Raw genomic sequence first — 15,959 nt, 5'->3', positions numbered from 1 at the left:
CTTTACGCCTCTTCCGGCAAAAGGGTGCCCTTGACGGTGCGCGAATGGCCACGGAACTCGGCAATGTGCTCGCCGTTCTGATTGGTCACGTTGATATCGTAAATGCCGCCACGCCCGCGCCGTGAAACCTCCCGCGCGTTTGCCGTCAAGCGGTCGCCGGCAAAGGCCGGTGCGATGTAGGTAACCGAGCAATGCTGCGCGACGGCCCGCTGATTGTAGGTATTGCAGGCGAAGGCGAAGGCGGAATCGGCCAGCGTGAAGATGTATCCGCCGTGGCAGGTTCCATGGCCGTTGGTCATCTCCGGCTTGATAACCATCGAAATGACCGCCATGCCGGGCGCCACACGTTCCATCGCCATGCCAAGGCGACGGGAGGCATTGTCGTCGCGCCACATGGCGTCTGCGCAGGCGTTCGCAAGCTCCTCGGCCGTGAGAATGATCCTGTCGGTCATTGTCCCTTGAACTCCGGCTTGCGCTTTTCCAGGAAGGCGGCGACGCCCTCGGCATAGTCGGCACTGCGTCCAGCTTCGCGCTGCAGATCGCGTTCAAGCTCAAGCTGCTCATCGAGCGAATTGGTTGCCGCTGCCTGGATCGCGCGCTTGGTCATGCCGAGACCCTTTGTCGGTCCGGCAGCGAGTTTGGTGGCAAGGGTCCTGGCTTCATCGAGGAGTGCCGCATCGTCGACCGCCTTCCAGATCAGCCCCCAGCTTGCCGCCGTTTCCGCGTCGAGCGGCTCGGCGGTCAGTGCCAGCGCCTTGGCGCGCGCTTCGCCAAGCAGGCGTGGCAGGCTCCAGGTGCCGCCGGAATCGGGTACGAGGCCGATCTTGGCGAAAGCCTGAATGAACCGCGCCGAGCGCGCCGCCAGAGTGATATCGCAAGCAAGCGCGATATTGGCGCCCGCACCCGCGGCAACGCCATTGACGGCACAGACGACGGGCTTTTCCAGCGTCCTGATCAGCCGGATCAGCGGGTTGTAGAAAAGCTCGATCGTGCGTCCCAAGTCGGGGGCCGCCCCACCCTTGCGCGGATCGCGGTCGCCGAGGTCCTGCCCCGCGCAGAAGCCGCGACCGGCGCCGGTCAGAAGCACAGCCCGAACGGATGCATCCTGATGCGCACGTTCGAAGCCTGCCCTGAGTGCCAGGTGCATTTCTTCATTGAAGGCGTTGAGCTTGTCTGGACGGTTGAGCGTCAACGTAAGGACGCCATCGGCATATGCCGATTGGACGGTGTCGGATTCGGACATGTTTCCTCCAGTTCCGCCAGGATCGGGCGGTTCATGAAAAAACTCTTGCATAAACCGACCGGCCGGTCAATTATAAATCCACAGCATGAGAGGAACATGTGAATGGATGCCCTTTTCGACCGCCACCAGCCAACCCTTGCCGCAGCCCTGAAGGCTGCGCAGGAACGCGGTTATTGGTCGGCCTATCCTGAAATCCCGAGCGGCAAGATCTATGGCGAAACCGCCAAGGACGATGGCCTGGCATCCTACAATGCCCGGCTCGGCAAGCCTTTTGCCTTGCCTGGCCATCCCGAGACGGCGAAGGTCGGCGCGGAAGTCTCGCCATTCGGCCCGACGCTCGCAATCACCTATCCGGCCGCAGATGCAGACACGCTGATCGCCGCCTCGCAGGCTGCGGCACCCGCATGGGCGGATGCGGCGGTCCAGACCCGCGTCGGCATCTGCCTCGAAGTTCTGGCCCGCCTCAATCGCATCAGCTTCGAAATCGCCAATGCCGTCATGCACACGACGGGACAGGCCTTTGCCATGGCATTCCAGGCTGGCGGACCGCATGCGCAGGACCGCGGCCTCGAAGCCGTTGCCTACGCCTTCGCAGAGATGACCCGCACGCCGGCTCAGGCCATCTGGACCAAACCGCAGGGCAAGGCCGAGCCGATCGTTCTGGAAAAACACTGGCGGATCGTGCCGCGCGGGATCTCGCTGATGATCGGTTGCCAGACATTTCCGACCTGGAACAGCTATCCAGGCCTGTTTGCCAGCCTTGCGACCGGCAACACCGTCATCGTCAAGCCGCATCCGGGCGCAATCCTGCCATTGGCGATCACGGTTTCAGTCATTCGCCAGGTGCTTGCCGAAGAGGGATTTGACGCCAATATCGCGCTTCTGGCAGCCGATGCGCCGGGTGCCGAAATCACCCGCGATCTCGTTGAGAACAATGCGGTGCAGCTCATCGACTACACCGGCTCGAACAGCTTCGGCGATTGGGTGCGCAAGCATGCCGGAGACGCTCAAGTCTACACCGAAGAGGCTGGTGTCAATTCGATTGTCGTTGCCGGCACCGATGACTTTGCAGGCATGTGCGCCAATATCGCCTTTTCTCTCTCGCTCTACAGCGGCCAGATGTGCACCGCCCCGCAGAACATCTTCGTTCCAAGGAGCGGCATTGAGACCGATGAGGGCCACAAGAGCTTCGACGACGTGGCAAAGGCAATTGCCGCTGCCATCGACGACCTTCTTGCCGATCCGGCACGGGCCGCCGGCGTCTGTGGCGCGATAGCCAACCCGGCGACGCTTAAGCGCATCGAGACCGCCCGCAGCCTCGGAACGCTCATTCGCGACTCTGCCCCGGTCACAACAGGCGATGCACGCACGGCAACGCCGCTCGTCCTTGCCGTCGATGCCGACAAGACGGATGCGCATGAGGAAGAGCGCTTCGGTCCGATTGCCTTCATCGTCGCCGTTGCGGATGTTGCCGGGGGCATCGAAAAGGCAGCAAGCCTCGCCCGTCGCAAGGGTGCGATCACCGCGGCACTTTATGACACCGACAGCAGCCGCATCGACGCTGCTTGCTACGCCTTCGCCAGGGCGGGCGTCAATCTCTCGATCAATCTGACCGGCGGCATCTTCGTCAATCAGAGTGCTGCGTTCAGTGATTTCCACGTCACCGGCGCCAACCCGGCCGGCAATGCCAGCCTGACAGACGCGGCCTTCGTGGCCAACCGCTTCCGCACCGTCATGTGGCGCCGTCCGAAGGCGGCGTGACGATTTTGACTTAACCTTTGTTCTCTTGGGAGGAGACTGACATGAAATTTGCGATAACCACCGCGCTCGCGGGCACGCTTGCGCTTGGGCTTGGCTTTGCCGGCGAAGCCCTTGCCGACATCCGCATCGGAGCGACCGTCTCGGAAACAGGACCCGCCTCGTTCCTCGGCGACCCTGAAGCCAAGACGCTGAAGCTCTTGGTCGACGAGATCAATGCGGCAGGCGGCGTTCTCGGTGAAAAGCTCGAGCTTGTCATCTATGACGATGGCGGCGATCCGAACAAGGCACGCACCTTCGCAACGCGTCTGGTCGAGGACGACGAAGTCACCGCGGTCATTGGCGGCACCACCACCGGCACCTCGATGGCAATCATCCCGGTTGCCGAAGATGCCGAGATCCCGTTCATCTCGCTTGCCGGCGCCATCGAAATCGTCGACCCGGTAAAGCCCTATACCTTCAAGACGCCGCATACCGATCGTATGGCCTGCGCAAAGATCTTCGACGACATGAAGAAGAAGGGCTTCACGAAGATCGGCATGATCTCCGGTTCCGACGGCTTCGGCGCCTCCATGCACAAGCAGTGCCTGGCCATCGTTGGCGACTATGGCATTGAGGTCGTTGCAGACGAAACCTATGGACCGAGCGATGCGGACATGACCCCGCAGCTCACCAACATCAAGAACACGTCAGGCGTGCAGGCAATCCTCAACCCGGGCTTCGGCCAGGGTCCGGCAATCGTCACCCGCAACTACGCACAGCTCGCCGTCGGTCTGCCGCTTTATCAGTCGCATGGTGTCGCCTCCAACGGCTTCATCGATCTGGCTGGCGCGAGTGCGGCCGAAGGCATTCGCCTGCCGGGTACCGCCCTGCTGGTGGCCGACCTCCTGCCGGAAAACGATCCGCAGCGCGCGGTCGTTGCCGCCTACAAGAAGAGCTTCGAAACAGCGACGGGCAAGCCGGTATCGACCTTCGGTGGCTATGCGCATGACGCGCTGCGCATCCTCGTCGACGCGATCAACCGTGCGGGCAAAGCCGATCCTGCAGCCATTCGCGAAGCCATTGAGCAGACGAAGGGCCTCGTCGGAACGACCGGAACCGTCACCATGACGGCGGACGATCACCTCGGCCTAGATCTCACGGCCTTCCGCATGCTGGAGATCCGTGACGGTAGCTGGAAGATCGTCGACTAAGTGCTGAGCCGTGCTTTCGGGAGCGCGTGGCGCTCCCGATCAGGCGCGGTGCAAAGGGAGGCAGCCAATGGCCGAGTTCATGCAATTTCTGCTGTCCGGGGTGACGGTCGGTGCGGTCTACGCGCTGGTGGCCCTCGGCTTCACCATCATCTACAACGCATCCGATGTCGTGAACTTCGCCCAGGGCGAATTCGTCATGCTCGGCGGCATGATCACCGTCTTTTCCTATCAGGCGGGCATTCCACTGCCGCTGGCGGCGATCCTTGCCATCCTCGTGACGGCGGCGATCGGGGTCGCACTCAACAAGCTCGCCATCGAGCCCGCGCGCGGTGCCCCCGTGGTGTCCCTGATCATCATCACGATTGGCGCCTCGATCTTCATCCGCGGCCTGACGCAAATCGCCTTCGACAAGCAATTGCATCGCTTCCCCGCCTTCTCGGGCGATACGCCGATCGCAATCGGCGGAGCGACCATCCTGCCGCAGAGCCTGTGGGTCGTTGCCGGCGCGCTCATGGTCTTCATTGGCCTCTGGCTGTTCTTCACCAAGACGCTCACCGGCCGCGCGGTGCTCGCGACAGCCAATAACCGCATTGCCGCGCAACTGGTCGGCATCAACACGCGCTACATCATGACGCTGAGCTTCGCGCTTTCGGCCGCGATCGGCGCCTTGGCAGGTGTGCTCGTCACGCCGATCACGCTGACCAGCTATGATGTCGGCATCTCGCTGGCGCTCAAGGGCTTTGCCGCCGCCATGCTGGGCGGGATGGGCAACCCCAAGGGAGCACTCGTGGGCGGCCTGCTTCTCGGTGTCCTCGAGGCAATGACCGCCGGCTACATAAGCTCACAATACAAGGACGCGGCTGCCTTCATCGTGATCCTCGCCGTCCTCTTCGCCATGCCGCAGGGCATCTTTGGCCGCAAAGTCACGGATCGGGTATGACGATGAAGCTCTCCTCGAAAACCATCACGCTGCTTGTGCTGACGCTCGTCGTCGTCGCCCTGCCCTTCCTGTTTCCCTCCTCCTACTATTTCCGCGTCGGCTCGCTGATCTTCGTCAACGGACTTGCGGTGACGGGTCTTGTCATCCTCACCGGATATGCCGGCCAGATCAGCCTCGGCCATGCCGGCTTCGTCGGGATCGGCGGCTACAGCTGTGCGCTTGCGCCTCTTCACATCGGTCTGCATCCAGCCTTGGCCGTCATCCTTGGCGCCGTGCTTTCCGCCCTTGTCGCCTGGCTGGTCGGACGGCCCATCCTCCGGCTGAAGGGATACTATCTGGCCGTCGCAAGTCTCGGACTTGGTGCCCTGGTTGCCATGGTGCTTGCCAATGAAGCGGGATGGACCGGTGGTCCTGACGGCATTGCCGTTGCCGACCTCGGATTGCGGGGCCTGCTGAAATCACTCGGTCTCGACATGTCGAACCCGGTCTTCTGGTATGCCTTTACCGGTTTCATCATGCTGATCGGCGCCTGGCTCGCACTCAACCTCTTTCACAGCCCGACCGGGCGTGCGCTGCGCGCCCTTCACGGCTCGGAGGTCGCTGCCCGCACCGTCGGCGTCGATGTCGCCAAATACAAGCTGAGGGCCTTCGTGATCTCAGCCGTCTACGCGTCGGTTGCCGGTTCCCTGCTGGCGCTGCAGAACAAGTTCATCACCCCGGATGTTGCCGGCTACATGCATTCGATCGAGCTCGTCACCATGGCGGTTCTCGGTGGTGCGGGTTCCGTTGTCGGGGCGATCCTCGGGGCCGCCATCCTGACGACGCTGCCTCAGGTCCTGACCGTCTTTCAGGAATATGAGCAGCTCGTGCTCGGCCTCATCATGATGCTCGTGATGATCTTCATGCGCGACGGCCTGCTTCCGAGCCTTGCGCGCCTGATCAGAGGGAGGGGAGAATGAGCCTGCTTCAAGTCGAAGGCCTCGGGATCGACTTTGGCGGCCTGCGTGCCGTCAATGATGTGAGCTTTTCCCTGAAGGCTGGCGAAATCGTCTCGGTGATCGGACCGAACGGCGCCGGCAAGACGACCCTCTTCAACATGATTTCGGGCGTCTACCTGCCCGGCCGCGGGCGTATCCTGCTCGCAGGGGAGGATGTCACTGGCCTTGGGCCGCATCTGCTCGCCGAACGCGGTCTCTCCCGCACGTTCCAGAACCTGCAGATATTCCAGACAATGACGGTGCTGGAGAATGTCACCGTCGGTCATCACCTGCACGAACGGGGATCAATTCTCGCCGATCTCCTCGGGCTCCCCGGCTCGCGCCTGAGAAGCCAGGCCTCGCAAGCCGGAGCCCGCGAACTGCTTAAGCGGGTTGGCCTAGCCCAGGCAGCCGAGAGAACCGCGGGCTCCTTGTCCTACGGCGCGCTGAAACGGCTGGAGATCGCCCGCGCGCTTGCCTTGCAACCACGCGTGCTGCTTCTCGACGAGCCGGCAGCCGGCTGCAACGCTGTCGAAACGGAGGAGATCGATCACCTGATCGCCGGTGTCGCGGCAGAGGGCGTTTCCATTCTGCTTGTGGAGCACGACATGAAGATGGTGATGCGCATTTCGAACCATATCGTGGTGCTCGATCACGGCGAGAAGATTGCAGAAGGAGAACCGGCAGCGGTCGCCCGCAACCCGCGGGTCATCGAAGCCTATCTTGGCGCGCAAGCGGTGGAGGCGGCTGATGTTGACGGTTGAAGGATTGCGCTCCCGCTATGGCCGCATCGAGGTTCTGCACGGCATTGATCTTGAGGTCGGCTCCGGCGAAATTGTCACTGTTGTGGGTGCGAACGGCGCTGGCAAGACGACGCTTCTGCGTTGCCTTTCCGGCATACAGCCGGTGTCATCAGGTTCCATTGTGTTTCGCGGCGAGAGCCTGAACAGTGTTCCAGCCTATCGCCGCCCGGCGCGCGGCCTCGCGCAATCGCCGGAGGGACGGCAGATCTTCACGAACCTCTCCGTCGAGGAAAATCTGCGCCTCGGCGCCTTCCTGTTCTCCGACGACAAGGTCGAACGGGACATGGAGGAGGCATTCGTCATGTTCCCGGTGCTGCGCGAAAAACGCAATCTGGCGGCCGGGGGCCTGTCCGGCGGCCAGCAGCAGATGCTTGCGATTGCGCGTGCCCTGATGGCCCGCCCCTCCTGCCTGCTGCTCGACGAGCCAAGCATGGGCCTCGCGCCGATCCTCGTCGCCCAGATCTTCGAGGTGGTGAAAGGCCTGCGTTCGCTCAACGTCACTGTGCTCCTCGTCGAACAGAACGCCTTTGGCGCGCTCTCGATTGCCGACCGCGGCTATGTGATGGAGACTGGCCGTATTACAATGTCGGGACCAGCTCAGGACCTGATTGCCGACGAAAGAATTCGCGAAGCCTATCTGGGAATTTGACATCATGACAGTGACCATCGAACGAAACGGCGACATTGCCATCGTCACCATCGACAACCCGCCCGTGAACGCCTTGTCGCAGGCAGTGCGGCAGGACCTGTGGAATGCGGCCGAGACGCTGGACGCCGACCCTTCGGTGCGCGCAGTGGTGCTGATCTGCGACGGACGGACGTTCATTGCCGGCGCCGATGTCAACGAATTCGGCAAGCCGCCGATGCCCCCTCACCTTCCCGACCTCGTCGCTCGTATCGAGACGGCAGCCAAGCCATGGGTTGCTGCAATTCATGGCACCGCGCTCGGTGGCGGCTTCGAAGTGGCGCTCGGCTGCCGCTTTCGCATAGCCGTGCCGTCGGCAAGCGTCGGGTTGCCCGAAGTCCGCCTCGGCATTGTTCCGGGTGCCGGGGGTACCGTGCGCCTGCCACGGCTGATCGGACCGGCGCTTGCAACCGAGATGGTCACGACGGGTACGCCCGTGGCGGCGCAGAAGGCGCGGTCTCAAGGGCTGATCGATGCCGTTGTCGAGGGTGATCTGGAAAAGGGGGCGATCGACTTTGCGCGTTCTGCCATCGATCAGTCCCTGCCGCTTCCACTCCGCCAGCGGGGTGTACCAGCCGTCGATGCGACGTTCTGGGAAACGACCTCAAAGGCGGTCGCCAGCCGCGCCAGGCGTGAGGAAGCACCGCTTCGCGCGCTCGCCTGCGTGAGGAAGGCGGCGGAGGCCGATTTCGACACTGCGATGGCTTTCGAGCGCCAGACATTTCTCGAATTGCGCGGCTCACCCCAGGCTGCAGCCTTGCGCCACGTTTTCTTCACTGAGCGGGCAGCACCCCGGCCGCCTGAGCTTGCAGGGGTCGAGCCCCGAAAGATCCGTTCTGCCGCCGTCATCGGCGGCGGCACGATGGGCGCGGGTATCGCGGCCGCCCTTCGCGACGCGGGCCTGCCGGTGACGCTTGTGGAGCGCGACGAGGCTGCGGTTGAACGCGGCCTTTCCAACCTGCGTTCGATCTTCGAAGGCGCGGTCAAGCGCGGCAAGATCAGTCCAGACGTTGGGGCAGCCCGCCTGGCCGGTGTAACGGGCACGACCGACTACGGCCAGCTTTCCGCAACCGACCTGGTCATCGAAGCAGTATTTGAGGATCTCGACGTGAAGCGCGAAGTCTTCAGCAGGCTTTCGACGGTCTGCCGCGCCGATGCGGTCCTTGCCACGAATACGTCCTACCTTAACCCCGACCAGATCGCGGCAGGCATCAGGCACCCGGAGCGCTTCCTCGGGTTGCACTTCTTCAGTCCGGCACATGTCATGAAGCTGCTGGAGATCGTACCGACCGCCCATACCGCGCCCGCAACCCTTGCAACCGGCTTTGCACTTGCGAGGATGCTGAACAAGATCCCTGTGCGCGCCGGCATCTGCGATGGCTTTATCGGCAACCGGATCCTGAAAATTACGCGCGCCCAGGCCGAACGCCTGTTGCTGGCGGGCGCGACACCACAGGCGGTCGATGCAGCGATGCGCAGCTTCGGGCTCCCCATGGGGCCCTTCGAGGCCCAGGACCTCGGCGGCCTCGACATTGCTGCTTTCCAGCGCAAGGCGGCACGTGCCCGCGGCGAGACCCCATTCGCTCCGATCGCGGAACGGCTTTGTGCTCTGGAACGCTTTGGCCAGAAAAGCGGTGGCGGCTGGTACGACTACGCGAAGGGCGATCGCACGCCCAGACACTCGGATATCGTCGCCGACATTATTGCCGGGGAAGCCCGGGAAACGCCGCAGAGAGCGTGGGATGAAGCCAGCATCATCGACTGCATCGTCCTGCCGATGGTCAACGAGGCCACAAAGATCCTCAACGAGAAGGTGGCGCTAAGGGCTGAAGACATCGACCTTGTGGAAATCCACGGATACGGCTTTCCGCGCTGGCGCGGTGGCCTGATGCATTATGCTCAAGGGCGGGGACCTGCCGAAATCGCTGCAAAACTCGAGGAACTCGCGGCAGATGGTCTGGCCGAACCGCCATTCAAATTCCAGGGTGTTTTACGCTAGCAGGGTATCTCCCAGCAAGGAGACGGGGAAGGACGGCCCTTTCTGCTAATACCCGTATTGCTCGTGGCTGTACTCGCTCTTGTTCAGAACGACGCCCAGCAGGTTCGTTTTCTCGCGCAGGCTCTGCTCGCAGATGTCCACCTCACTTATCGTACTTTGATCGGAAGCAGCGACGAGAATGACACCGTCCACATTCGGCAGGAACGCAAGCACATCATCGGTCGATAGCATCGGGGGCAAATCATACAGAATGACGTCCGGCCTAATCTTCTGACGCATTTCTTGCAATGACTGGGCAGCCGCAGCACTTTGAAGGAGTTCCGCTGAAAACTGAACCGGCTGCCGGTTTGGTCCAATTGCGAGGTTATCTCCGCAGCGGAAAAAGGTTTCGCGCAAGCCAGCCTTACCCTTCAGGAAACTCTCCATCGAGCCTGGATTTTTGATCGCAAGCGACCTGCCGATCTGAGGGCGCCGCAGATCAAGATCCACAAGAACAGTCCGACAATCTCTCTGATTGGCAAGGCTGAACGCGAGATTGAGCGCAATACACGTCTTCCCACACGCTGGGGTAGCCGATGTGATGGCAACTGACGACCAGTTATTTTCCTTCAGAAGACGAAGCAGCTTCGTCCGCATCATGTCAAAGGCTGCGTGGGCCGGCGACTGCCGATTCAAGGTGATCACACGATTGTTGGCTGCTGCATCGAGGTCGATGACAAGCTGGGAAAGACCCTCCCACGCCCCTCCCACAACCTCCAATTGTTCCGGCAACGCCAAACTCCGATCGTCCATTTCGACAATTCCTCTACCACGTGACGATCTGCCAACTGATTCCATTAGACGTCCTCATTGCCCGCGTCGATCTGTGACGCTGTACGGGTTTATTCCCATTGAAGAGAACCTGGTGGCAGGATCGCTTCAAATACATCAGCGGTTCAGAAACACCCGTGACGCAATGTTCAGTTTCCGTTTCATGGGTGGCGTTCGCATTTCGTAGGGCGTGGCAATGAAGGGTATCACTGCCAGTGGCTGCGCCTGCAGCATCTGAACCAATTCGGAAGGTCGACGGATTGTCTTGTTCAGCATTTCGAGCAGTGCGATGATCGCGAGACTAAGCCCAAAGCCGCCAAGGGCACCGACTAGAACAGTAAAACGGCGTCGCGACCGCAACGGCTGCTGCGGCTCGGTGGCCTCTTCTAGAAGCGAGAACCGCCCGCCATCGGAACGCGTTTCAACTTGCTTTCCCAATGAAGCTTCCGCCCGTTTCGCGATCGCAGTGTTATACAGTGTTTGTGTGTTTGATAGCGTTCGCTCAAGGGCATTCAGGCGAATGTCGGTGGCCGGCGTTGCGGTTATGGATTGAGTGAGAGCAGCGATAGTCTCGGTTATTTCCGCGTGCTCCTTCTCGATTGCAGAAATTCGCCTGTCCACGTCGGACAGCTGAAGGTCAAGCCCGGATTGGGCCTTGGTATCCGCGCCCTCCTGTTTATTTGGCAGAACCTTTCCCCGCAGTGATGCTATGCGCGCTCGCAGCGAGACTATGTTCGGGCTGGTTTCCGAAAAGATCGTAAGCTGATCAGAAAGGGCCTTGTTAAGATCGAGAAGCATCTGTTGGTCCGCGGTCAACGGCTCGCCGGTCGGATATTTACCGGTCACCATATAGGTCTCGACCAAAAGGCTGCGCCTCGTGCGAAGATCCGATTGTTCACGCTCGAGCGATATCAGACGCTCCTGCAGCGTGCTCTGCTGCCTGCGCCGAAACTCCAGGCTCTCGGGAAGAGTAGCGCGGTTTTCGTTCTTGAATTTCAAGAGCTCCGCTTCGATCCGGCCGAGGTCAGCATCGAGCTTCTTCACCTCGTCATTGAAGAAATCGAGCGTGTCATCCGCCCGCTCGTTTCTTTGCTTCTGATTCCTAGTCACGATCGAGGTTGCAAGCTCGTTTGCGACCCGCGCTGCCAAGGCCGGCGCGCCTGCTTCAAATCCGATTGCGAGTACCGATGCACCATCGCCACTGCTGAGTTCGGTTTGCTCAAAGATAAGCCGGGATCTGAGATCCCTGACGAGGTAGTCGACCGGGGGTTTTTCCTTCGCGTCGGCGTAGATGTCGAGCTTGGCTGCCAGCTTTACCAGATTATCCCGCGTCGTCAGTTGCTCCCGGATTATCTGCAACTGGCCGAGCGAGCTTGTTGGCACCGTCGACTGAACTAGATTCACGGGAATCTGCGGCGCCTCAACCAGGATCTTCGCGGTGGCCTGATAGCTGCGTGGCATGAGGAGCGCCACCACAAGCGCGACTGCTGTTGCCAGAGTTACGCAGACTATAATGTACGGCAGTCTTCGCCGAAGGATGGAAAGATAAAAGCGAAAATCGATGTCACCCATTACGACTTCATCCGAACTTTAGAACTAGAGCGGCGTGGCGTGAGCTGCCATATTCAATCAGTTTTGGTTAGGTTGATAGTTGGTCGATAGTGTAGGAACCTAGACAGCCAAACTAGTCCGTTTGGTTAAAGGCACTACAAGTAGTAAATGCCAATTCTTACACCATTTCTATATATAATTCTCGCATGCATAATATACGACTCTCATCTTTATTAATTAACCTCGCAGACTTGCAAACATAATACATCAAAAACTACAATTTAAGAGCACAGATGATGCAATACACCGATCGCTCGATGTCCAGCATCACCTTAAATGGAACCGATCAGACTCCGGAATTGGCTGATGCGTTACAAGGCACCACTGGCATGCCGCGGCAATCTACTGAGTGCAATCTCGAAAATTGCAGCGGCGACAATAGCTGCTTCGACGTTTTTGAGCGCCAGTGAGGCCTCCTGCACACCCCTTTTGCCAAACACAAAAATTCGGTTGACACTCGTACAATGGATGCCGACCAAGAGCAGCTACGAACAGTGGCCCACAGTCGGTGGTGAATATACGGTTTCGGAAGAAGGCATGATTTCGCTTCCCTTGCTTGGTGACGTCTCCGTCAGAGACAAGGATGAGGGAACATTGGCATCCGCTATTGCAAGGCAACTTAAGGAGAAAATTGGTCTGGTGGACGAACCGGCAGCCACGATTCAGATCCTCAGCTATCCGCCTATCTATGTCATTGGTGATGTCGCAAAGCCAGGTGAGTATGAGTTTCATACGGGAATTACCGCTCTTCAGGCGCTGGCAATGAGCGGAGGGCAGTTGCGCTCGCTTGACAGTTTGCAGAACTCGCAAGGCATCACGAAGCTAGTCGGTGAAATCAGGGAAATAAACGACTCAATCATCCGCAGTTCAGCGAAGATCGAGCGCCTTGAAGCGGAAATGGCGGGTGAGCGGACGATACAACCGAAAGAGGATCGCCCGAAGACGGACGCCTTTTCCAATGCAATCTATAAGCAGGAAGAGGTGATATTCTCTGCTCGTGCGAACGAACTGGCCCGACAGTCGAAGTCGTTAACGGATCTGCGCGATCTCTTGTCGGAGGAAATCGACGTCCTTCAGGAAAAGATAAAGAGCACTGACCTAACCATTAACTCAATACAACAGCAACTCGAGAGCACGATCAACCTGATCGAGCGCGGCGCGCTGAATGCCACAAGACAGGCCGACGTAGAGCGTACAATGAGAGATTACAGGATCAACCGTCTCGATTTGACGGTCGCGATTACGAAAGCTCGCCAGGGCATAAGCGAGGCGACAAGGGACCTTGAGGGACTCTACGATCGGCGACAGACGGAGGTTGCCACGGAACTGCAATCCGAGCGGGCCACCTTGACCCAGCTAAGACTAAAGCGTGATACTCTTCAAACGCTTCTGATCGATAGCCCAGCGATTACAGACGCAATGCACCAGGACAAAGAACCACAATTGCAATTCGTCCTCGTGCGCCGTGCACCCGGCACCAACAATACCACCGAGATTGCGTCCAGCGAAACGACGGCACTGCTCCCCGGAGACGTACTGAAGGTCGTGCAGACGAACCCAGCGCGACCATCTCCACAAGCGATAGTTACCGGTATCAGCCAATGAATCCGCAGCGACATTAGGCCGCCACAATGACGCCTCCCCGCAGTGACGTTAGCAAGAGCTATACACAGATAATTAAGTCGACGACGCTTATCGGAGGCTCGTCTATCATAAATGTGATGTTTTCAATCCTTCGCAACAAGGCCATGGCCCTGCTTCTGGGGCCCGAAGGCATTGGAATGATTGCTCTTTACAACTCGATCGTGGACATGTCCCAGACTGTCGCCGGCCTTGGCATCAACGCGAGTGGGGTGCGGCAGATCGCTGCCGTCAATACGGAAGATACTGCCCGTGTATCCGAGGTCGTGGCGGTGCTTCGCCGCGTTTCCCTCCTCTTGGGCATCATTGGCACGACGCTGTTGTTCGTATTGGCCGCGCCTGTCGCTCAGTTTACATTCGGAGATAGCCGACACACATTGGGTGTAATGGCGCTGTCGCTGGCGGTATTCTTTCAGGTTGCCGCCGGAGCGAGAACTGCGCTGCTTCAGGGAATGCGTGACATTTCCAGCATTGCTTGGATCGGTGTCCTCGCAGGCCTGTTCAGCGTGATCGTGGGAGTGCCGATCATTTACTGCCTCGGAGAAACCGGAATCGCGATTTCTCTGGTGGTGGCAGCCTTTGTCAACTTCGTTGCCTCATGGTGGTTCAGCCGACGAATTCACCTACCACGCCCTTCGCTTTCTTTACGAAGGGCGCTGCTGGAAGCCAGCGACTTGTGCAAGCTTGGCCTTGTGTTCATGGCGAGCGCGTTCCTGAGCATGGGGAGCACCTACGCAATTCGCCTTATTGTGTCGTCGGAGAGCGGATTGCACGCGGCCGGCCTTTACCAGGCAGCCTGGTCATTGGGAGGGCTTTATGCAGGCTTCATCCTGCAGGCAATGGGCACGGACTTTTATCCCAGGCTCACGGCCGTTTCGGAAGACAACGCGGAGTGCAACCGACTGGTCAACGAGCAGACTGAAATCAGCATCCTGCTGGCGGGCCCTGGTCTGATCGCGACGATGACCCTTGCTCCGGCATTCATGGCGCTACTCTACTCCTCGGAATTTCAGGGAGCTGTTGACATTCTCCGCTGGATTTGCCTCGGCATGATGCTGAGAATCGTGGCTTGGCCGATGGGGTTCATCGTGCTCGCCAAGGGCGTAAAATCCATATTCTTCTGGTCGGAGATTGCTGCTGCCGTCGTTCAAGTTGGACTTGCTTGGCTCTGTGTTCAAAAGTTCGGCGCCGCAGGTGCGGGCCTTGCGTTTTTCGGCCTCTACGTTTGGCACAGTGTTCTGATGTACTTTATCGCGCGCCACTTCACCGATTTTCGCTGGTCACCGGTTAATCGCAATCTGATCAACGCCTATCTTGCGATCTCGGCGCTTCTGTTTGGCGCCCTCCAGCTCTTGCCGCTGTGGCAGGCAACGACTCTTGGATTGGCAATTGCGGCCCTGGCCGGCCTCCACTCCCTGAGAAATCTCGCTGATCTGGTCCCAGAACACGCGTTGCCACGTCTGATCCGGCCACTCTTAAACATGTGTCGAATTTGAAACACATATGGGCCCGTTCCAATCTCCAACGGGGTATTATGATCTGCAAGCGGCCTCGGCCTGGTATCGGGACGCGAAGATATAAAACAATAGTGGCTTTGAGGCTTCTGCCCCTTCACCTGCGCAATGGATTCTGCCGACGGGGATGTGGTCACATAAAGGTCGAATTCCAGTATTGAGTGTCGGCGCTGAACCGGCCGAGATGCTAATTGACGACGCGCTCGCCAACTTGCTGAAAGGCCTTTGCTCGCCGCCACTCGCTGGCGATCAACACGATCACGATCCCAGCCATTTCCAGGATCCAGTACCATTTGAGGCCCAGGAGGCGGGTCCTAAGGAAGCTGTCCATATGATGAAACGACGCGGCTCGAATTAATACGTAACCGAGCACAAACGTCGAACCAGCTACCGCCATCCACGTTTGAAATGGGGCTTTCCTGAGCCCGAAAATCAAGACTGGTAAGATCGCCAGGCATACGGCGGTAATGCCAGCGATTAAATAGATCTGTACTGTCTGGCGGTGTTCATACCACCCGCCTGAGTAGGCGACCATACGGCCAAGCTCTGTCAGGCCAGACTGAAGGTCTAATTGCTTGTTTATCCCGAGAAGGAAAAAGAGAACAGAGATATTGCGCCAGACACGGGCATCGGCCTTGTCTTTGGGATCTTGTCGACGGAGAACCCGGACGGTCATCCAGCAGCTGCCGGCGGCAAGGAGGTACAAAACGACAGTAATCCAACCCCCGGCGGTCGGATCGCCGATGCCAGGATGCCAAGAGAACTCAAAGTTAGGCGCCATGTCC

14 protein-coding genes are annotated in these 15,959 nt (G+C 59.4%); 9 read left to right on the top strand and 5 right to left on the bottom strand.

The window, feature by feature from the left end:
• Positions 1–2: 2 nt before the first annotated feature.
• Both paaI and paaG read right to left on the bottom strand, forming a co-directional pair.
• Positions 3–452, bottom strand: coding sequence for a hydroxyphenylacetyl-CoA thioesterase PaaI (gene paaI / locus C934_RS0110940; protein WP_018856764.1), 450 nt, complete (start codon positions 450–452; stop codon positions 3–5).
• Positions 449–1,243 carry a 2-(1,2-epoxy-1,2-dihydrophenyl)acetyl-CoA isomerase PaaG gene (gene paaG / locus C934_RS0110935; protein ID WP_018856763.1) on the bottom strand — a complete coding sequence of 265 codons (795 nt, stop codon included), beginning with the start codon at positions 1,241–1,243 and terminating at the stop codon, positions 449–451. Before paaG ends, paaI begins: the two co-directional genes overlap by 4 nt.
• A gap of 102 nt (positions 1,244–1,345) precedes the next feature.
• Here paaG and paaN point away from each other — a divergent pair, with 102 nt between their 5' ends.
• From paaN to C934_RS0110900, 7 genes are all read left to right on the top strand, one after another.
• Positions 1,346–3,004 (top strand): phenylacetic acid degradation protein PaaN, encoded by a 1,659-nt coding sequence (paaN, locus tag C934_RS0110930; RefSeq protein WP_018856762.1) that lies wholly within the window; start codon positions 1,346–1,348, stop codon positions 3,002–3,004.
• A gap of 41 nt (positions 3,005–3,045) precedes the next feature.
• Positions 3,046–4,194 (top strand): ABC transporter substrate-binding protein, encoded by a 1,149-nt coding sequence (locus tag C934_RS0110925; RefSeq protein WP_018856761.1) that lies wholly within the window; start codon positions 3,046–3,048, stop codon positions 4,192–4,194.
• Between the two features lie 67 nt (positions 4,195–4,261).
• A complete protein-coding gene (locus C934_RS0110920; protein WP_018856760.1) occupies positions 4,262–5,134 on the top strand; it encodes a branched-chain amino acid ABC transporter permease in 873 nt (290 codons plus the stop codon).
• A gap of 2 nt (positions 5,135–5,136) precedes the next feature.
• Entirely contained in the window at positions 5,137–6,093 is a 957-nt protein-coding gene (locus tag C934_RS0110915; RefSeq protein ID WP_026371737.1) for an ABC transporter permease subunit, read from the top strand.
• Complete coding sequence (locus C934_RS0110910; protein WP_018856758.1) at positions 6,090–6,875, top strand: ABC transporter ATP-binding protein; 786 nt, start codon at positions 6,090–6,092, stop codon at positions 6,873–6,875. The genes C934_RS0110915 and C934_RS0110910 overlap by 4 nt, the downstream gene beginning before the upstream one ends.
• Entirely contained in the window at positions 6,862–7,563 is a 702-nt protein-coding gene (locus C934_RS0110905; RefSeq protein ID WP_018856757.1) for an ABC transporter ATP-binding protein, read from the top strand. Before C934_RS0110910 ends, C934_RS0110905 begins: the two co-directional genes overlap by 14 nt.
• A gap of 4 nt (positions 7,564–7,567) precedes the next feature.
• Positions 7,568–9,598 carry a 3-hydroxyacyl-CoA dehydrogenase NAD-binding domain-containing protein gene (locus C934_RS0110900; RefSeq protein ID WP_018856756.1) on the top strand — a complete coding sequence of 677 codons (2,031 nt, stop codon included), beginning with the start codon at positions 7,568–7,570 and terminating at the stop codon, positions 9,596–9,598.
• Between the two features lie 45 nt (positions 9,599–9,643).
• Here C934_RS0110900 and C934_RS0110895 read toward each other — a convergent pair whose 3' ends face one another.
• Together C934_RS0110895 and C934_RS31855 are read right to left on the bottom strand one after the other, a co-directional pair.
• On the bottom strand, positions 9,644–10,390 hold the full coding sequence (locus C934_RS0110895; protein WP_018856755.1) for a CpsD/CapB family tyrosine-protein kinase: 747 nt from the start codon (positions 10,388–10,390) through the stop codon (positions 9,644–9,646).
• Between the two features lie 135 nt (positions 10,391–10,525).
• Positions 10,526–11,980, bottom strand: a complete 1,455-nt coding sequence (locus C934_RS31855) for a GumC family protein (protein ID WP_018856754.1) — start codon at positions 11,978–11,980, stop codon at positions 10,526–10,528.
• 345 nt (positions 11,981–12,325) lie between these two features.
• Here C934_RS31855 and C934_RS0110885 point away from each other — a divergent pair, with 345 nt between their 5' ends.
• Positions 12,326–13,624: a polysaccharide biosynthesis/export family protein gene (locus C934_RS0110885; protein ID WP_083929850.1), complete on the top strand. Its 1,299-nt coding sequence runs from the start codon at positions 12,326–12,328 to the stop codon at positions 13,622–13,624.
• A 26-nt stretch (positions 13,625–13,650) separates the two neighbouring features.
• Positions 13,651–15,156: an O-antigen translocase gene (locus tag C934_RS0110880; protein WP_026371735.1), complete on the top strand. Its 1,506-nt coding sequence runs from the start codon at positions 13,651–13,653 to the stop codon at positions 15,154–15,156.
• 205 nt (positions 15,157–15,361) lie between these two features.
• On the opposite strand, the gene C934_RS0110875 is transcribed toward C934_RS0110880, so the two are convergent.
• Positions 15,362–15,955 (bottom strand): hypothetical protein, encoded by a 594-nt coding sequence (locus tag C934_RS0110875; RefSeq protein ID WP_018856751.1) that lies wholly within the window; start codon positions 15,953–15,955, stop codon positions 15,362–15,364.
• Positions 15,956–15,959: the final 4 nt, after the last annotated feature.

It is taken from the genome of Rhizobium sp. 42MFCr.1 (genome assembly GCF_000377185.1).
Taxonomy (GTDB): domain Bacteria; phylum Pseudomonadota; class Alphaproteobacteria; order Rhizobiales; family Rhizobiaceae; genus Rhizobium; species Rhizobium altiplani.
The sequence above is the reverse complement of the archived record's forward strand: the minus strand, read 5'-3'. Positions and strand labels throughout refer to the sequence as shown.

Bases quoted from the DNA above. Each gene is read 5' to 3' on its own strand.
- C934_RS0110915 (WP_026371737.1), top strand. From the start codon at position 5,137: ATGAAGCTCTCCTCGAAAACCATCACGCTGCTTGTGCTGACGCTCGTC.
- C934_RS31855 (WP_018856754.1), bottom strand. From the start codon at position 11,980: ATGGGTGACATCGATTTTCGCTTTTATCTTTCCATCCTTCGGCGAAGA.
- paaN (WP_018856762.1), top strand. From the start codon at position 1,346: ATGGATGCCCTTTTCGACCGCCACCAGCCAACCCTTGCCGCAGCCCTG.
- C934_RS0110900 (WP_018856756.1), top strand. From the start codon at position 7,568: ATGACAGTGACCATCGAACGAAACGGCGACATTGCCATCGTCACCATC.
- C934_RS0110895 (WP_018856755.1), bottom strand. From the start codon at position 10,390: ATGGACGATCGGAGTTTGGCGTTGCCGGAACAATTGGAGGTTGTGGGA.
- C934_RS0110885 (WP_083929850.1), top strand. From the start codon at position 12,326: ATGCGTTACAAGGCACCACTGGCATGCCGCGGCAATCTACTGAGTGCA.
- C934_RS0110875 (WP_018856751.1), bottom strand. From the start codon at position 15,955: ATGGCGCCTAACTTTGAGTTCTCTTGGCATCCTGGCATCGGCGATCCG.
- paaG (WP_018856763.1), bottom strand. From the start codon at position 1,243: ATGTCCGAATCCGACACCGTCCAATCGGCATATGCCGATGGCGTCCTT.
- C934_RS0110880 (WP_026371735.1), top strand. From the start codon at position 13,651: ATGACGCCTCCCCGCAGTGACGTTAGCAAGAGCTATACACAGATAATT.
- C934_RS0110905 (WP_018856757.1), top strand. From the start codon at position 6,862: ATGTTGACGGTTGAAGGATTGCGCTCCCGCTATGGCCGCATCGAGGTT.
- paaI (WP_018856764.1), bottom strand. From the start codon at position 452: ATGACCGACAGGATCATTCTCACGGCCGAGGAGCTTGCGAACGCCTGC.
- C934_RS0110920 (WP_018856760.1), top strand. From the start codon at position 4,262: ATGGCCGAGTTCATGCAATTTCTGCTGTCCGGGGTGACGGTCGGTGCG.
- C934_RS0110925 (WP_018856761.1), top strand. From the start codon at position 3,046: ATGAAATTTGCGATAACCACCGCGCTCGCGGGCACGCTTGCGCTTGGG.
- C934_RS0110910 (WP_018856758.1), top strand. From the start codon at position 6,090: ATGAGCCTGCTTCAAGTCGAAGGCCTCGGGATCGACTTTGGCGGCCTG.